This window comes from Brasilonema sennae CENA114 (genome assembly GCF_006968745.1).
GTDB classification, from domain to species: domain Bacteria; phylum Cyanobacteriota; class Cyanobacteriia; order Cyanobacteriales; family Nostocaceae; genus Brasilonema; species Brasilonema sennae.
This window is the reverse complement of record NZ_CP030118.1, coordinates 965,094-983,019: the sequence shown is the minus strand read 5'-3', so window position 1 is coordinate 983,019 and position 17,926 is coordinate 965,094. Positions and strand designations below refer to the sequence as shown.

15 protein-coding genes are annotated in these 17,926 nt (G+C 39.9%); 10 read left to right on the top strand and 5 right to left on the bottom strand.

Translation table 11 applies throughout. The features are described 5' to 3' along the window. Positions 1-100 precede the first annotated feature (100 nt). The 4 genes from DP114_RS04145 to DP114_RS04130 all read left to right on the top strand — a co-directional run bounded on the left by DP114_RS04145 (position 101) and on the right by DP114_RS04130 (position 6,153). Positions 101-3,160, top strand: a complete 3,060-nt coding sequence (locus DP114_RS04145; RefSeq protein WP_169264683.1) for a hybrid sensor histidine kinase/response regulator — start codon at positions 101-103, stop codon at positions 3,158-3,160. 835 nt (positions 3,161-3,995) lie between these two features. Then, a complete protein-coding gene (locus DP114_RS04140) occupies positions 3,996-4,355 on the top strand; it encodes a hypothetical protein (RefSeq protein ID WP_171975515.1) in 360 nt (119 codons plus the stop codon). Between the two features lie 259 nt (positions 4,356-4,614). Continuing rightward, positions 4,615-5,154 carry a Dps family protein gene (locus DP114_RS04135; protein WP_171975514.1) on the top strand — a complete coding sequence of 180 codons (540 nt, stop codon included), beginning with the start codon at positions 4,615-4,617 and terminating at the stop codon, positions 5,152-5,154. Positions 5,155-5,385: 231 nt separating this feature from the next. Further along, positions 5,386-6,153 carry a ChaB family protein gene (locus tag DP114_RS04130; protein ID WP_169264686.1) on the top strand — a complete coding sequence of 256 codons (768 nt, stop codon included), beginning with the start codon at positions 5,386-5,388 and terminating at the stop codon, positions 6,151-6,153. Positions 6,154-6,223: 70 nt separating this feature from the next. Here the strand turns inward: DP114_RS04130 and DP114_RS04125 are convergent, their stop codons facing one another. Together DP114_RS04125 and DP114_RS04120 are read right to left on the bottom strand one after the other, a co-directional pair. Further along, complete coding sequence (locus DP114_RS04125; RefSeq protein ID WP_169264687.1) at positions 6,224-6,646, bottom strand: TIGR02588 family protein; 423 nt, start codon at positions 6,644-6,646, stop codon at positions 6,224-6,226. Next, positions 6,643-7,536: a TIGR02587 family membrane protein gene (locus DP114_RS04120; protein WP_169264688.1), complete on the bottom strand. Its 894-nt coding sequence runs from the start codon at positions 7,534-7,536 to the stop codon at positions 6,643-6,645. The genes DP114_RS04125 and DP114_RS04120 overlap by 4 nt, the downstream gene beginning before the upstream one ends. 178 nt (positions 7,537-7,714) lie before the next feature. Between DP114_RS04120 and DP114_RS04115 the strand changes: the two genes are divergently transcribed. Then, on the top strand, positions 7,715-7,909 hold the full coding sequence (locus DP114_RS04115) for a CsbD family protein (RefSeq protein ID WP_169264689.1): 195 nt from the start codon (positions 7,715-7,717) through the stop codon (positions 7,907-7,909). Between the two features lie 170 nt (positions 7,910-8,079). Here the strand turns inward: DP114_RS04115 and DP114_RS04110 are convergent, their stop codons facing one another. Continuing rightward, positions 8,080-8,352, bottom strand: a complete 273-nt coding sequence (locus DP114_RS04110; protein WP_169264690.1) for a GlsB/YeaQ/YmgE family stress response membrane protein — start codon at positions 8,350-8,352, stop codon at positions 8,080-8,082. Positions 8,353-8,951: 599 nt separating this feature from the next. Continuing rightward, positions 8,952-9,671, bottom strand: coding sequence for a response regulator (locus tag DP114_RS04105; RefSeq protein ID WP_169264691.1), 720 nt, complete (start codon positions 9,669-9,671; stop codon positions 8,952-8,954). Between the two features lie 1,679 nt (positions 9,672-11,350). On the opposite strand from DP114_RS04105, the gene DP114_RS36010 reads away from it, so the two are divergent. The 4 genes from DP114_RS36010 (at position 11,351) to DP114_RS04085 (ending at position 15,355) form a co-directional block, all read left to right on the top strand. After that, positions 11,351-11,506 carry a response regulator gene (locus DP114_RS36010; protein ID WP_322790692.1) on the top strand — a complete coding sequence of 52 codons (156 nt, stop codon included), beginning with the start codon at positions 11,351-11,353 and terminating at the stop codon, positions 11,504-11,506. 420 nt (positions 11,507-11,926) lie between these two features. After that, a complete protein-coding gene (locus tag DP114_RS04095) occupies positions 11,927-13,261 on the top strand; it encodes an ATP-binding response regulator (RefSeq protein WP_171975513.1) in 1,335 nt (444 codons plus the stop codon). An 82-nt stretch (positions 13,262-13,343) separates the two neighbouring features. Further along, positions 13,344-14,462, top strand: a complete 1,119-nt coding sequence (locus DP114_RS04090; RefSeq protein WP_169267606.1) for a hybrid sensor histidine kinase/response regulator — start codon at positions 13,344-13,346, stop codon at positions 14,460-14,462. Positions 14,463-14,935: 473 nt separating this feature from the next. Beyond that, positions 14,936-15,355 (top strand): Na-translocating system protein MpsC family protein, encoded by a 420-nt coding sequence (locus DP114_RS04085; RefSeq protein WP_171975512.1) that lies wholly within the window; start codon positions 14,936-14,938, stop codon positions 15,353-15,355. Positions 15,356-15,379: 24 nt separating this feature from the next. On the opposite strand, the gene DP114_RS04080 is transcribed toward DP114_RS04085, so the two are convergent. Next, a complete protein-coding gene (locus DP114_RS04080) occupies positions 15,380-15,832 on the bottom strand; it encodes a response regulator (RefSeq protein WP_169267604.1) in 453 nt (150 codons plus the stop codon). Between the two features lie 803 nt (positions 15,833-16,635). On the opposite strand from DP114_RS04080, the gene DP114_RS04075 reads away from it, so the two are divergent. Then, a complete protein-coding gene (locus DP114_RS04075; protein WP_171975511.1) occupies positions 16,636-17,838 on the top strand; it encodes an AAA family ATPase in 1,203 nt (400 codons plus the stop codon). The last annotated feature ends 88 nt before the right edge of the window (positions 17,839-17,926 follow it).

Here is a 17,926-nt window from a genome sequence, read left to right as displayed (position 1 = left end):
ATGACTAATGAACGGCTGATGCTACAACGCGGGTGACCCGCAAGGGCGCACTGCCTCGTAAGTACTAATGACTCATGACTCATGACTGATAGCAAATATTATGTCACAAGACAAAGAATTAGAAATCCAGATGCAGTTTCTGGAGGAAGCGACTGATTACCTGAATACCCTCGAAGGGATATTGCTGGAACTCAATACCAACAGTCGTATTTCTCTAGAAAAAATCAATGCCGCACTTAGAGCTGCCCACTCAATTAAAGGTGGTGCAGGCATGATGGGATTTCGCGCCCTGAGTGATTTGGCTCACCGTCTGGAAGATTCCTTTAAAGTTTTAAAAACTAGAAAAAACTCTTTAGAAATTAACACGGAGTTACAAAGTTTATTGTTATCTGGAGTAGATTGGCTACGTCAGATAGTGGAATTTTTATCAGAAGGCAATGTTATAGAGGAGGAGTGGTTATCGACTTTCTGTTATCCAGTTTTTGAAGAACTGCATGCGCGTTTGGGTGATCCAACTCCTGAGGATGCAGCAACTATGCTGTCTCCCGAAGATGGGCAAGACATCATTCCTTTACTGTTTCAGACAGAAGTAGAAGGATGTTTGCAACGCTTAGAATCCGTGTTGGCAGATAGCGAACAACCTTGTTTAAAAGAAGAAGTTGCGATTATGGCAGCTGAGTTAGGTGGTTTGGGTGAAATGCTGCAATTACCAGCTTTTACTCAACTTTGCGAATCAGTGGCAAACCACTTAGAAGCAGCTCCTTCCTCTGAGATTGAAACAGTTGCCCGTGTGGCATTGGAAGCATGGCGGCGATCGCAAGCGTTGGTGATGACAAATCAACTAGATAGCTTACCAACAGAAATTCAGCTAGAGGATTTGGCTTTTGAAGCTGCAGCATATACTCAAACAGAACTGCTACAAGTAGAAGTAGCACCCCTGCTAGATCCAGAAACAGAAGTTTTTGAAACAGACATTCTGCAATCAGAGGAAACACAAGAAACTTGGTTGGATCGTCAAATCATTGCAGCTGATTTTGAAGCTTTAGAGGCAGCTTTTGCGGATGAGAGTAACGCTCAAGTTGAAGTGCCACAAAATCCGGAACCAGTTGTTGCTCAAGAAATTCCCACAACAAATTACAAATTTGTTGAACCGAAAGCCGAACAAACTGTTGGTAACAACAATAAGAGTGAACCTCAGGAAAATACAGTTCGAGTTCCTAGCAAGCAACTTGAGCAAATTAATGATTTGTTCGGGGAACTGATTATTCAACGCAACGGATTAAATCTACAACTTGAAAGGTTACGCAAACTGATTCGTAATTTGAATCAGCGAGTGCAAGTTCTCGGCAGGGAAAATCAGCAATTACGTACAGCTTATGACAGGATATCAACTCAGAGTGTAATGTCATCTAGTGTTCCATTCCTGGCATTGCCACCGAGTCAAAACGTGGACGATTTCATCGGATTTGGCGATGACAACCAGACACAACGCCGGTTTGATTCTCTAGAAATGGATAGCTATAACGAATTAAACCTGCTATCTCAAGAAGTGATGGAAACCATCGTTCAAGTCCAAGAAGTCACAAGTGACATTCAACTCGGTCTTGACGATACAGATTTATTTGCCCGCAAACTCACCAAAACATCCAAGCAGTTGCAAAGAAAGCTGACTCAAGTACGGATGCGTCCGCTATCTGATATTGTTGATCGCTTTCCCAGGGCTTTGCGCGACCTGTGTGTAGAGTACGGCAAAAACGTCCAACTGAAAATTGAGGGTGCTGGTGTCTTAATTGAACGTAACATCTTGGAGGCTTTAAATGAGCCTTTGATGCATATGTTGCGAAATGCCTTCGATCATGGTATGGAAGATCCAGAAACACGTCGCGCCTCCGGTAAGTCAGAACAAGGATTAATTGAGATTAAAGGCACACATCAAGACAATCGCACAATCATTACTCTCAGAGATGATGGACGTGGGATTCCATTAGACAAAATCCGTACTCGTGCTATAGCTATGGGGTTAGAGCCTAGTCTAATAGCACAAGCTACTGATGAAGAACTGCTATCGCTGATTTTTGAGCCAGGATTTAGCACCTCTGAGCAAGTCACAGCCTTGTCCGGTCGCGGTGTTGGTATGGATGTGGTTCGCAGTAACCTCAAACAAGTACGGGGAGATATCAAAGTTGATACGGTAGCAGGCAAAGGGACGACTTATACTATATCAGTGCCGTTTACACTGTCAGTAGCAAGAGTCCTACTAATAGAAAGCAACCGAATGCTTTTAGCATTTCCCACAGATGTGGTTTCAGAAATATTCTTGCTGAATCATGAGCAAGTGTTCACAATGGCAACCAGCGAAGTCCTTAATTGGCAAGGAAACATGTTACCGTTGGTTCGTCTGGGTCGGCATTTAGAGTTTAATTGCCCCCGCTACGACAACCCGAATTTAGAAACTCCCCCTGCAATTAATGCTGCTAGTATACTTATCGTCAACCAAGGCAATCAACCAGTGGCGGTGCAAGTAGATCGTTGTTGGGGTGAGCAAGAAGTTGCTATCCGTCAAGTTGAAGGAAATATACCTTTACCCAGTGGCTTTAACAACTGTACGATTCTGGGTGATGGTCGGGTAGTCCCACTGGTCAATGCCAGCGAGTTACTTTACTGGATTGTTACCAACCAACGCACGCCTAAAACAAATCAACTACCATCGCCAAGGTTAAAGACCGTTTTCCTGACGCCAGCTGATGACCAATCACTGCTGCCAATTAATGAAAAAGGTACCGTTTTAATTGTAGATGACTCAATTAATGTCCGGCGCTTCTTAGCCCTGACTCTAGAAAAAGGAGGGTATCAAGTAGAGCAAGCTAAAGATGGTCAAGATGCACTCGAAAAACTTCAGGGTGGTTTAAGAGTTCAGGCTGTTATTTGTGATATTGAAATGCCTCGTGTTGACGGTTATGGCTTTTTAGGTCGGATCAAATCAAATACTGACTTTAGAAATATACCAGTCGCTATGCTAACCTCTCGCAGTAGCGATAAACATCGTCAATTAGCAATGCAATTAGGTGCTAGAGCCTACTTCTCCAAACCCTACAATGAGCAAGAATTACTGAAAACTTTGGATGAAATCATTTTTCCTTTGGCAGGAGCTTCTAACTAAAAAATCATGCTGATTAAAGGTTATGTCAAGAGTTAACAAGAGATAGTGCGTTGCCAGCAGTGATTTTGGTGGGGGAGCAACTACCAATAAAGCGCTTTGCTGATTTGTCTTAAAATATCATATGTAGCAAATTACTCCAATCTAATACTGATATACTGGCAACCTTTCCTAACCTCTAATACTTGAATCTGAACAGTATGCCGTACCCCAAAAAACGCCATGTGAAACTTCATATTCTCAATAAAAATTACATGACGCCTATATTTTCGTACTTTATTGCGACTAAAGGTATATTAATAAGCCAAAGTCTATTTTGAAACTGGCTCTGTGACTAGGTTTTAAACACCTGAATTCTTACATTTTGTTAATTGTAAAAATAATTAGTATATTAAGAATAATTCACAGCTAATCCACCAAACCATTATTGCTTCACTTCCCAAAAAAGTAAAAAATTTATCTATCTGTAGATTGATCATAGATAATTTAATCTAAAAAAAGATTTCAGCCCACAGGACGATTCATCTTTGTGGTATTGAAAGTAGAAAAAGTATGAGGCTGAATCTTGACGAAATTGAAATGGTGGTTGCAATCAAGCTTTGAAAGACACAAGTACAGCTACTTTTTGACACTCTTGTTGGGCTAAGTTAAAGCAGAGGCTTTTCTTTAAAAGTTAAGATTGGTTTGCAACCACTGCTCAAAACTTTTTCGATAGATACCAAATCAGGTAAGCTATAGTGTATCGAAGATTCATGACAGGCTGCGTCTATAATGCTACCCTGCCAATGTTTAAAACTACGCGTGTATTTTGGATAACGATTACTTTGGAGGAGTTTCAATGAAGAATATTAGTTTTGGTTTATCTGTGTTGCGTCCCGTACGCTTTCTTATTGTTGTATTCACTTGTGCCTTGCTGATTTTCTCTAATGCGTTTCCTGCTGCTGCAATTGGTACCAAACAGAGCAGTCCGCAAAAAGCTACTGATCAGCTACTAGAAACTCAGAAGGAAACTGACAAAGCTACTGCAAAACCACCTCTTGGATTGGAAGAGACAACAAGAAAAGCAAACGAGGGACTGAACGAAGTTCAGGGAGCTGCAGATTTGAATAAAATGAATCGTCCTGAGAATTCCCAGAGTGCAGTTTCAGCAGAAGATAAAGTTGAGAGTTTTTTGGAAAAAATCACAGGTAAGAAGTAAGCAATATTTCTTACTTTCCATACCTTTTCATTAAACCAAGGTGTAGTTTTTAAAATTGGGTGTAACAAATAATTGTTGCTCAATGTTCTGGGGTTTTGAGCAATTCATTTTTGATTTCACCATTGGGTAGACATCTCGATTTGTATATTGAGATGTCTATTTATATTTAGTTAGAAAAAACAATCTTTCCTTAGATTGATGATGGTACGAGTTTAATTTGTAAAGGTTAATGAAGAAGCGAGCTAAGGGACTTAAAGTTATGCGCAAGTTAAACATTGGTTTGACAGATGAACAGCGTCAAGGTGTAATTGATCTGTTGAACAAAGATTTGGCAGATGCCTATCTTCTGTTAGTAAAAACTAAAAAGTTCCACTGGGACGTGGTCGGGCCTCAATTCCGCTCCCTTCACCAGCTTTGGGAAGAGCACTACCAAGTACTGACTGAAAATATCGATTCTGTAGCTGAACGGGTACGTGCTTTGGGCGGTTATCCTATTGGCACAATGGAAGGATTTCTCAAAGTTGCCAGTCTCAAGGAAGAAGGTGGTACCGTTCCCACAGCAACTGGTATGGTCAGTCGACTAGTGGAAGACCATGAGCAGGTAATTCGCAACTTGCGGGAGCATATAGATCAGTCGAGTGAGAAATTCCATGACGAGGGAACTGCTGACTTCCTAACTGGATTGATGGAAGGGCATGAACAGATGGCTTGGATGCTGCGCTCATTTATTGAAGGGCAAGAGCTACAGTCAGATGGTTCACAGGCAATAGGACAAACAAAAACTCCTGTAGGCGTGTAATTTGTGTTGGCAGATTTAGCACAAATCAGTGAAGAGTTTTGCGACGTATCGTCAGACAGCCTGCGGCTTTGAGGGCAGATTGTTAGATAGAGGTAAGATACGCTCGCTCCGTCCCTGAGTAATAATTGTTAAACCTAAGGTGTGAGTTTAAATTGGCAGATTGAGGTATGAATAAATTAAGAGCATCTACCCCTCAGTCTGTCAACTGGAAAAACAAAAAGGAGTCTTCAAGTGGTGGAAGCATATAAGGCAGAGCGTACTATCTCAGCTGTTTTTAAAGAACAGAAGCAAGTCGATGACGTTATTCGGCGTTTATTAGACCGGGGTGTGTCCAGAGACCATATTTCGGTTATGGGCAGAAATTTTCAATCAGAAACCCGAATTGCTGGTTTTATTAGCAAAAGAGATGTCATACTGGGAGGCTTGAGAAGCGGAGCAATCTTTGGTTCCTTATTCGGTTCCTTCCTCAGCTTGCTCACAGGTGTAGGCGTACTGTTTATTCCTTTTGTCGGTCCAATTGTCGCAGCAGGGCCGATTGGTGCAGTGCTGTTAGGAGCTGCAAGTGGTGCGATCGCCGGAAGTGCAGGCGCAGGTTTAGTATCTGTTTTGACCACATTGGGAATGCCAGAAGACAAAGCAGCAGTTTACCAAACCCGCTTAGAGGCTGGTGAGTTCTTACTGATGGCAGAAGTGCCTGGCGATCGCTCTGGAGAATACCAAATCCTGATTGAAAGTGCTGGTGGTGAAGAAGTCAACACAATTGAACAAGCGCTACCTCGTGCTTGTACTGCTGGCTGCAACGGTCCAGAGGATTTATCTCCAGAAATTCGCTCTCATCTTTCTGCTGAAGCTCAGAGTACATTCATTGAACGTTATAACACTGCAATAAAAGAGACAAATGATGAATCTAAGGCTGAACAAGCAGCCTGGGAAACTATTCATCAACAATATGATGAAGATGAAAATGGTGTCTGGTCAAAGGCAAAAACAACTGTTTAGCAAATAGTTATGAGTCATTAGTCATGAGTAAAATACTCTAGACTTTTGACTCTTGAGTTTAACCTACTTTTCAAGGTAATTTATAACTAGTCACTCTTATTGTTAACTGACCTTGGCGCGGATCACGCTTAAAGATAAACGCTCCTCGTTCTTTTTCACCACTAGATAAAAAGTCAATCTGTATATCCCCCGTTTCTTTTACTTCGCCGTTAATTTCCAACTGGGCCATAACCTGAACAGATTCGGCTGTTTCTCCTCCAGTATTAACTACCTCGAAAGGAATATAAAATTGTCCATCAGCTTCCCGAATTGTCTTGTTACTAACACCAAGGACAGGAGGTTGATGTTTTTCGTTGAGCCAAGTATAGCCTACCAAACTCACAATAACTGCCAGGATCAATGAAGCAGCACCGAAAGTTACCCATTCTGCAAGTGTTCTTTTCGGTTGCTGTTGTTCTTTTTTGTGATCATTAGATTCATTTGCTTGACTCATACTGCTAACCGTCCTGCTGCACCTCCGATACTCGCAGGTAATCCCAGCAGCAAAGTGTATTCCAGCCAAATTGTCCAGGGATCGCTAAAGGTTACCTTTTGAAAGAACCACAGCATAAAAGCTGCTGCTACTAGCGACACTAAGTATGCCATAATAGTTTCACTAGATGGTCTTTGAAAAATTCCTTGTTGCTGTCTGCGCTTTTGCTGATCTGAAAAACCTGCCTGAAACACAACGCCATAGGAAATAAGTATAGACGTCGCAATAATTGCCAAAAGCCAGAGCGGTGTTACCGCTGCTGCTAGCATAGGAATTTCGTCTGTTGGCGCGATGTTAAATGCAATGACAGTTGCACCAATCAAGGTTGCACCTACATCGGCAAAGGTAGCGTGTAACTCATCTGGTTTCCTTCGGCTTCCGTCGCTTGTTGAATCACCTATTCGCCCTTGCCCATCACCATCACGAGTGTCTCCTAATAACTGGTTTGCCAATGCCACGCCTAAGGTAAATGGTACACCTTCAAAGACGATTTTACCCAAAGCTTCCTTCATCGAAGTTTCAGGTGTTAGTTCTTGCATTAACAGCAGCATGAAGGCGGAGCAAACCAATCCAATTCCCATTGCTTCTATAGTATCTGTGAGTGATCCATAGGGTGGAGAGTTTCGTTTGCTTCTACGAAAACCTTCTGTCCGGTTCAGCAAGAAAACTACCAGAAACATCAAGGCGATCGCCAACATGATCATTGATGGTTTTGCCAGTGATCCTATCCACCAAACCTCCATTGTGTACAGCAAAGGGATACCAAATAAAAAGCCTCCACAAGCACCCCGAATAATGTCATTAATCTCGTTTTTCCAGACATTTTTCCGGCGCTTTCTTCCGATACTCATAGTTTGTTAGTCATAAATACTTGACTGAATATATCTAAAATACTCTTTTGGTATGAGATTTTAAAAAAAACTGCTTTTTGTGTATACCCAATATCTTTCTTAAGATAGGTACACATAAAAAGTAAGTCTGATATTCTATCTTATAGACGCACATAATACCTAAAACTAGAGGTGTCATATGAGTACTGAGGACAGAAGTGCTGAGAACAGAATAGAAGCAACAGCGAAAAATATCGAAGGTAAAATTCAAGAGGTAATTGGTAATATAACAGGAGACCCAAAACAAAAAGCTGAGGGTAAAGCAAAGCAAGCAGAAGCTCAAGTTAGACACACTGCTGAAAACATCAAAGACGAACTGAAGAAAAATTTATAGAATACTATATCCCTTTTGTCATCCAACTAGGTAACGTCGTTAATTAACTAAAGGTTTTACGAAGTCAAAAACTCCACTGTTTCATTTGCAGTGGAGTTTTTTAGTAATTTAAAACAAAAAAGGTTAGTCCTAATAAATTGGCTCTAACCATTGTTTTCACTGTCATTAATTTAAACAGCACTCCTACGAGTAATTAAGCCCCAAATGAAGATAGCAATCATTGCTCCAATCACAGCAACAACCAAACCAGGAATACTTAAGGTAGCTGCAGTTAGGGAAAGGGTTCCGGTTTGTAAAAAGGTAACGAGACTACCCCCAACAAAAGCTCCGACAATACCTAAGACAATTGTGGCGAGAATTCCACCACCTTGAGTACCAGGATAAATAGCCTTAGCTATTGCTCCAGCGATGATACCAAGAACTACCCAAGCAATAATGTTCATAACTCTATATTTCAAATTGATAACTATACTATATATGTTATCAATCTAAACTTGACTTGCTCTTCTATCGCAAGTGCAATAACTGTTCTATCGTAAGAGATAACTGTAAGAAATTCTAGTATAGGAATCAGGTTTGATGAGTGTGAAATTGTTTGCGTAGGGAGGGAACGCTTAACGCTTAACGCTTAACAGGAAAAAAGGCTCTTGAAGTGTACCTAGCTTCGTCAAAAATCAAATAGTAGTCCTAGATGACTTGCCTTTCGTTAAGACACTACATCTATTTCTTAAAGATCAGCCAATCTCATTGTATAGTGTAGAGCAATACAATGTTTTTTGTTTCAAAGAGTTTGTGCTCAACTTCAGGATCTAGATTGTTTCACGACTCAAGAAGATGAAACATAGCACGCACGTTAGAGGAAGTGCAAAGTAGACAGTGAAACTGTTTGAACCACTGTTAATCATTCAATCGCATGTTAGATTGTGAGTATGATTGGCAAAACTCTACAGTGCATTTCCTCTTGAAAGTAGGGTGCTGAGTGTGTGATTTAGACTGGGCTAATATGATAATTGACCGTAGATAATCCAAGATAGCGTATGCTTTATGCCACTAGACCGGAACGTAAAGCTCGAACTGCAGCTTGGGTACGATCATCGGCACAAAGTTTATTTAGGATGTTGCGAACGTGGGTTTTCACGGTACCAACTGTGATGTATAGTCTCTCAGCAATCTGTCCGTTACTACATCCTGCTACTATTAACTCTAGAATCTCCAGTTCTCGTTGTGTGAGTGGATAAGTTTCTAAAACTTGCTCGTATTCTGATGGCAGCGCTTCGATTTTGACAGTTTTAGGCAGTTCAGATGGCTGATTTTCTGGAATACCTTGCCGCATTTGCTGCAATACCACGTTGGCGATCGCCGGATCAATCCAGGAGTTCCCTGTGTGAGTTGCTTGAATTGCTTCGGTCAACTTATCTATACTTGTATCCTTCATATAATAAGAGTCAGCTCCAGCTGCAAAAGCCGCAAGTACTGCATCTTCTGAATGATCCATCGTTAAAACAAGGATTTTGGTTGCTGAATCACCCGTCTGTTTTTGGAACTCTCTAAATCTTCGGGTGAGTTCAATTCCATCAATATCGGGTAAACCAATATCCACAACAGCTACATCTGGCTTAGCTGTTTCCAAAAGTTTTAGTCCTTTTGTTCCATTTGGAGCTTCACCTATAACTCTAAGTGTGTTGCTCGACTGTAATGCAGCCTTTAGCCCCATTCTAGTCAGATCATGATCCTCAATTAAAACAATACTAATTTCACTCATAGTTACACTCTTTACTTTAGGAGATTGCATCTGTCAATATCTGACATTTTGCAGATTGTTTTTTTTATTTTCCAAAACCAAAGATAGATGATATTTTATCAAACTTGCATCCACCGATAGAAAGAAGGAGTTTTTTCTCTTCTTGCTATTTTATACAGACAAATATCTTGTTTGGGAAATATGGGTAATTTCTCAAAAAATTTCAAATATAGTCGGATAATTTTGCAAATGTCCACTAGTACTCCTTGTGATGATGGATCATCAATTGACTAGACGCATAAAACTTATGAGCTTTAACAACAGTTTGTATTTTTCCTGATCAGTAAGTTAGAGTTAGTTATTTGTTACCAGTCTAAAACGAATAAATAACAACAAATGATTTTTTTTATAAAATCATTGTTAAAGTTGATTGACAAAAAAAAGCCTTTTATGGACGAAAAATTCTAAGTATACTCAGTCAACAGCCACACTACCACCTGTTGGGTTGGGCAAACCCTCGACAAGGATGGACAACCCTTGTATTTTTGCGGCGTATCCTTTTAACTAGTTTGATTCAAATTTTTTGGTAAGGGCGCAAAAATACATCCAGATCTCGGGTTTTACGAGTAGACATTGTTGTCGGGTTGTCCATCCAAGGCTCATGGAAAATGAAGCGGCAGGCGAGTACGTCAAATGGAAGATCTCACCAACGGCTTGCTAGCAGAATCACGAGTTGGCAGCACCTAAACTCAATTGTCTTGTCATATATAGTTCTGACTAATGGCTGAAGGCAGGTGTTTGAGTGTCAATTTATAATTGTACTGAAAAATACTAAGTGCGTTATTAGACTACGGTTTTGTTCTGATTTCCACACAAACAATTATTGTTATGCCTGTGAGTCGTGTTTGTTGTTGTGCTTACTGCAATGACAAACCTACAGCATATCTCAAAAGTATCATTTTGTCAGAATCAAGTGGAGCAAAGTCAGATTAGTCCTGCCAATAGTTTTGTTTGTTCCTCTGGCTTCCCTTGAAGTCTGAGTAGCTACTCCCGGTGGTTAGAACTTCGGTGTGCGATGCAAACTTCTGTGAGGGTAACCCGAACCCAAATCGCTGGCGTTAGCGCTTTACGCACGCCAAGGGTGAATATCGTCAGATGTGCCAAGGCATCCCTAAGGACATAAATCCCAGTTTTGCGTTAAATTTTGAGATGCTGAGCGCCCGTACGCACTTACATTCACTGTGCTACCCCTACATATTTTGTAGGAAATAGGGCACGCTCTCGTCGCAAAGCATAACATTTTAGATTTCAAACGACATTTGATTACAGGCAAATAAGTTGCAATTCATTTAAATTGCATGTTTTCCATTAAGCTAACCTTTTGTCATTGATCGTTTGTCTTTACAGAATGAGTGAATGAATTTCAGCTCATCTGTCATCTTAAATTCTGGTGATTTATAGAAATAAACTGGAATATACGTAAAACAGATTGTATGAAATCAAAGAATATGTCAGCCAATTTTGGATTTTGGATTTGGGATTTTGGATTGACTCCACCCTAAAGGTGAGGAGCTTGAAGATGAGCGGATTTGGGATTGAAGAATTAATTTCGTCCTAAAAGGACGAGGCTTGTACCGACTAACCCCAATCTAAAATTTAAAATTTAAAATCTAAAATCTAAAATCATTTAGGTCAAACAAATGAATAACATACTACTTGTGGAGGATGACGAAGTTGATATTATGAATTTCAAACTAGCCTTCAAACAAATTAAGGTTACAAACCCACTTTTTGTTGCTGCCAATCAAATAGAACTACTAGCAATAAGAATTAATCGAAAAAATTCTGTAAAGTAACCTTGAATTTTGCTAGATTTGAATATGCTTGAAATGGGAGGGATAGAGCTACTTTAAAAATGACGTTGCCATCCTCTTTGGAAAACAACTTATGTGGTAGTTATGATAACTTCAAACTAGGATAAAGGGGTGTAGAGACTTCTAAGCTCAATGTATCGCGAGTTTCAATAGCTTTATTAATCTCATGACAACACTAAAGAAATATTGGACATTGTGCAAAATGCCATCAGTTACCAATTTTTTTCCGGAATTTGAAGTTTGAGATGAGTAATTAGTCGTTGCTAGTTATCAAATGTTGATTATGTTACATCCGACAGCAACCATAAAATATAAAATAATTTCAACGTTATACGTCTGCTGCCAAGACATAAGAAATCATAAGAATAAAAACAATTTATTTAATGGCGATGGCTAAAAACAATGAAAGAAAAACTAAAGATTTTAATTATAGATGATGATGAAGTAGACCGGATGGCAGTGCGTTGTATCCTCAGCAAAACAGGCGTTGAAATGGAAGTATCTGAGGTGGGTGACTTAAGAAGTGCGATCGCTATTTTGAGTGATACTTTGTATGATTGCGTCTTTCTCGACTATTGTTTACCAGACCAAGACGGTTTAAGTCTACTCCAAAACCTGCGTTTAAACAATATCGAAGTGCCTGTTATCGTTTTGACAAGTGATGAAGATGAACAGATAGCAGTTGAATTGATGAAAGCAGGTGCTGCTGATTATATATCCAAGTCATCGAGTTTGTCATCAGAAATTTTGCTAAAGCTTTTGCGCAATGCGATCCGCGTTCACCGAGCAGAAATGCAAGTCGCCTTAGTGAATCAACAACTGCACCAAAGCAATGAACTTCTGATTCGTCAAAACCAGGAACTAGAAGTACAGCGACAACATATAGAGTTACAAAACATCAGACTCATCGAAGCATCACACCTCAAGTCGCAGTTTCTAGCAACAATATCTCATGAGTTACGGACTCCGATGAATGCGATCATTGGGTTTTCTCAGCTATTGTTACGTCCTAAGTTTGGTCAACTAACACATCAGCAAAAAGATATGCTAGAGCGTATCCTCAGTAATGCTAAGCACTTGCTGATGCTGCTGAACCAAGTTATTGACTTTTCTAAGCTAGAGGCAGGAAGGTTAGATTTCAAACCAGAAATATTTGATTTATCAAAGGTGGTCAATGCTACTGTGGAAGAGATGCGTTCTCTAGCACAGGAGAAAAATCTGTCTTTATTCATTCAAATGGACTTGCAAAACTCTTTGATGTTCAATGATCCAACACGTATACGGCAGATTTTAACCAACCTGCTTTCAAACGCCATCAAGTTTACAGAGTCTGGCTGTATAAAAGTTGAAGTGAAGGAACTGCCAGAACTAAAAGTGGAGATTGCAGTTCATGATACTGGCATAGGTATTGCTCCTGCGGATTTACAAAAGATTTTTGAACCGTTTCGCCAAGTGGATCAAAGTCTGACTCGCAAATATTCTGGTACAGGTGTGGGTTTGCCAATGATCAAAGCGTTGCTGCAAACGATGGGTGGTAACATCAGCGTGGAAAGTCAGTTGAATAATCATTCAGTCTTTCGGATTCAACTACCACGTCATATATCATCCTCAAGCCAAGAAGCTTCAGATGGAACATCAAACTTTACTCATGCTTCAGCCAGAAAACATTTTTGGAGACAGCAAGCAATTCCTTGTTTTGCTACTGAAGGTGCACACAGTAACAGTAGAGATAATTAACGTTCTCCCCCAAACTTAAGTTTGGGGGATGGTTGGGCTGATCCAGCCTATGTACAGGTTTAGCTTGTTAAAATAAATGGTTATGCTAGCACAAGACAATTCTCAAGTCGAATATATACTTGCTGTTGATGATAATCCCGATAATCTGATCTTACTTGAAACAATTTTAGAGAGTGAAGGGTATAAAGTTGAGTTAATCTCCAATGGTATGCATGCTCTGGAGCAAATTGCCCAAGATCCACCAGACTTAATTTTACTAGATGTCATGATGCCAGAAATGGATGGCTATGAAGTGACACGCCGCATTCGTCAAAATCGAGAAATATCATACATTCCTATACTGTTGATAACAGCCTACCATGATGCGAGTGTTGTCGAAGGCTTAGATGCAGGAGCAGATGATTTTATTCGCAAACCATTCGATCATGAAGAGTTACTGGCAAGAGTACGATCAATGCTACGCCTCAAGCACAGTATTGATGAACAACGAAAAATGGCACGCCAACGAGAGGACTTTGTTTCACGTCTGACTCACGATTTGCGAACCCCGCTAGTAGCCGCAGATCGGATGCTTCATTTGTTTCATCAAGAACTCTTTTGTGCTATTTCGCCAGACATGAAAGAGGCGATATTCGCCATGATTCGCAGCAACCAGAACTTGTTGGAAATGGTGAACAACCTCCTAGAAGTCTACCGCTTTGAGGCAGGTAAAAAAAATCTGCAACTTGAAACCTGCAATCTGCGGCAAATCGTAGAAGAAATTGTTCAAGAACTCACTCCTCTGGTGCTTGAGAAGGGGTTAACTATCAATATAGACTCTAGCAACTTAGATCAAAAAGACGAAACAGCAGGTGTGGTTAAAGGCGATCGCTCAGAATTACGACGAGTCACAGCCAATTTAGTTGGAAATGCCATTAAATTTACAGATACAGGAAGTGTCAACATTCGTGTATCTGAAACACCTGTCGGACCTGAAGGTAATACTTGGGTGATCATTGAAGTCCAAGATACAGGATTTGGCATCGCTCCGGAAGATCAAGCAACAATTTTTGAGCGGTTTCGTCAGGGTAAAAATAAGCGTGCTGGCAGTGGCTTGGGATTGCATCTGTCGCAGCGTATCATTGAATCACATAAGGGAACAATTGACGTTTTTTCTGAACTTGGTAAAGGCAGTCTATTTACTGTACGTCTGCCGAAATAAGCTTCACAGGACTTACGCAAAATCACGTAGTTGTGTCATTGCGACATCAGGAAGTAATCTCACAATCAAGTTCATTAGTAACTCGTGCGTAAGTCCTAGTTAAGCTATTTTCATTTCTAAGTTGCTTACTCCCTGTGATGTGCGATCGCACTTTACGGGGATATATATTAAGTTTTATGCCGATAGGTTGACAAAACTTTACATTAACAGCGATGGGAAATACTGCATTTGGAAGGTGATTTTTAGAAATTTTGACCAATATAATGTTCTCAATAGTTCGGGATTCCCGAGTTTACTAGATTTTCTAGTAAAGTTATACTACTATTGACAACTCAAAGAGTAAAGAGTGAATGTCCCTAGTTTGTCAACCCCAAATCTGAGTGACGCCTGAGAAGTTAAGTAACTAATAGCTTATAACATCACTTTTTGACTTGTCGCTGGTGGTCTAAATCTCTTGGAAAAACAATAAGCACATGACTACACCTACACCTACTCGCGGTCAAGTAGAAAGAACTTTAGCACAACGTATTCAAGCCTTGTATCGTGACCAGCTCGGTCATCAGCCTAGCAAAATCACTTGTCAACTATCGGATCAGAATGTCGTAATTATCATAGAAAATTCTATCACTAAACCAGAAAAATTGCTGCTTAAAACAGGTAACCAAGAATTAGCCGAGGAAGTTCGCTCAGATTTGGATGATGCAATTGGGCCACAACTCAAGGCATTGATTGAAGAAACTTTGAATGTTACAGTGATAGAACTCTTAAGTGATGCTACGTTAGAGACTGGTCGTACTGGCATTATTGCTATTTTGACAGATTCACCGACTATCCGCATTGCGACATCTGACTCTAACAAACTTAGTACAAAAACTTCATTTGATATTAAGTAACACTCCAAAGTCAGCGTGATCTGCTTAATCTTGACAGAGATTATAAGCTGAAGCTGGATTCAACTCTTTACATAGGTAATGGCTAACAAGAGCTTCTAAATCCTCTATCATGTAGGGTTTACTGATGTAGTCGTTAAAACCTGCACTCAAAATGCGTTCTCTATCGTCTGTACTCGCTAATGCTGTGACCGCAATAACTACAATATGACTGGTTAGAGGTTCTTGTTTTAGAGAACGCACTATATCCATGCCACTAAGACCTGGTAATAAAATATCTAGCAGTATGATGTCTGGCTGATATTCTTTTGCAACAAGTAATGTTGTTAAACCATCGTTTTGACGAATAAGCTCACAACCTAGCGACTCAAGAGTATAACTCAATAGCAGTAGGTTATCCTCATTATCTTCCACCGCTAATATTAAGGGTGGTTGAGAATTGTGCTTTTTCTGATGACTGAATAATTGTGCCTGCTTCATGTCTTCTCCAGAAGATTCATCTAAAACTCATCATCTGTCTTGAGAAAATAAACGAGGCACTCCGTAAGCGGTTATCTAGCGCTCACATTAGACTGGCTCGTGTCTCAACTGTACCAAGTTGATTATCTTTACTCACTTAATGAACTTTAAGGAAAAAATACCTCAAGCTTAAGAAGTGAGAATACACTTCCTCATTATAGGCAAAATGGAAAATATGATAGCTAGTAAACTTATAGGCACTAAATATATTTAACAATTATTTAATGTGATACCCGGAAATATACATGTCTGCATTGCTGTATATGATACAAAGTTCATCACATTATTTAGTAAGTATTGGGTTATAAGCGTATGGGTGTAGGCGGCAAAGTGTTACACCTTTAAGCTTGTCATTTTTTGTGATTGTATAAAAATAAAAACTTTTTCTAGAGCCTTGACATACTTTGTAGTAAATATGTAGTATAAAAGTGTCAAGAAACAAAAATAGAAAATTTATAAACTAGATTAGCCTAGTACCTCGGGCGCGCAAATAAAGCTACCATACCCAAGGCGATTGCCTAGCGTCTACAAGGAGGAGCAAAAAGCTTATGATGTAAGCATGCGTGTTAGCGCACCGTGCCGTAGCCAGCGAATGCGTGAATTCCGCCGCCAAGCACTAATCTCTTCTCAGGGTACAGTTCCTTTCAAGTGAGAAACAATGACTGTAGCAACTTACACGTAAGTAGTTTATATTACGATAAAACTTTTGCCAAATCTCCTATATCAGGAGATGACAACTCCACCACTGCTGGACAACTGACAATATGGACTTTGAATACTATAGAAATGACGAAGGCGCTCCTGCTAATAGTAACCGTCAAAGTTTACTAGCAAGTGGCTGGCGACCATTCCATAGAGAGTTGGACTGGGAGTTTGTGTGGCAACTGTTGTGTCACGACAGGCAAGAATTTACGCAAAAAAGTTTTAATTTAGCAAGTAATTTCGCTGAGATATTAGGACGTCATAATTATACTTGGTGGGCTAATTTATTAAGTGTTGTCTCTGATAATACTCGTTATGAAGTAGAAAAATATTGGAATTACATCACACCCGATCCTCTGTCACCAGACTATCGTTACAAAGATATTTTAAGTACCGAAACGCCTATCGTGCAATTTGTCAGCCGCAACAGCATTCCAATTGATTATGTTCTGAATCGTCTTCAAGAAATTACTGTATTGCGCGTTTTAGATGTATTGGGATGTCCTCACATAATCACACAATATTATTTGGAACGAGATTTTTATTTTCCCGTTGAAAAATTTGTAAACTGGGAGCGTTTGGACGTTCTTAACACCGTTTATGCTTATTGGTCAAAAAATGACGTTTGGTTACAAATAAACTCTTTTGACAGAGGACGACGACAGTATACTTTATTAGCAAAAAATCTCGCTCCACTCGTTAACAAAGCGACACATGATTTAGCAATTATGCTGAGTGGATATCAAACTCGTGTGGGTAAACTTTATAGTCAGTTTCCGATTCGGAGTTTTCCTGAAGATATTCAAAACTTTACTGATTTAGTACAACAGGCAATTCTCAATCAGAAGCAGTTAGCAGTTTTGGTACATGGAGAACCAGGTACAGGTAAAACCGCATGGACACAAGCAGTTGCTAAAGAGATTTTAGTACCTTTAGGGTATGTGATTTTTATTTTGGATCATGATGCGATCGCCAACTTTGTCCCACCCACATATCTAGAAAGAATTTGCATCATTATTAACGAGGCAGATAACTTAGCACAAAATCGTGCTACCGAAGTAGCGCAGTACAATAACAAAACCGAACATATATTGAGTTTACTAGACGGCACGCTGTACCAAAGTGTTATTGATGATTCTGGTATTCATATACAGCAGCAGTTAGTTGTGTTGATGACTTGTAACACCACAGAAAGATTAGATCCAGCAATGCTACGTAAGGGGAGAGTGGATTTAATGTGCGAGTTTACGCAACGATTTGTTTGAAGATGGTTTTTGATGATTGGATTAGCAAGCAAATTCTTGAGTGGTAAATATCTGGAATTTGTCTCGAAGGTTTTGTATAAACTATGAA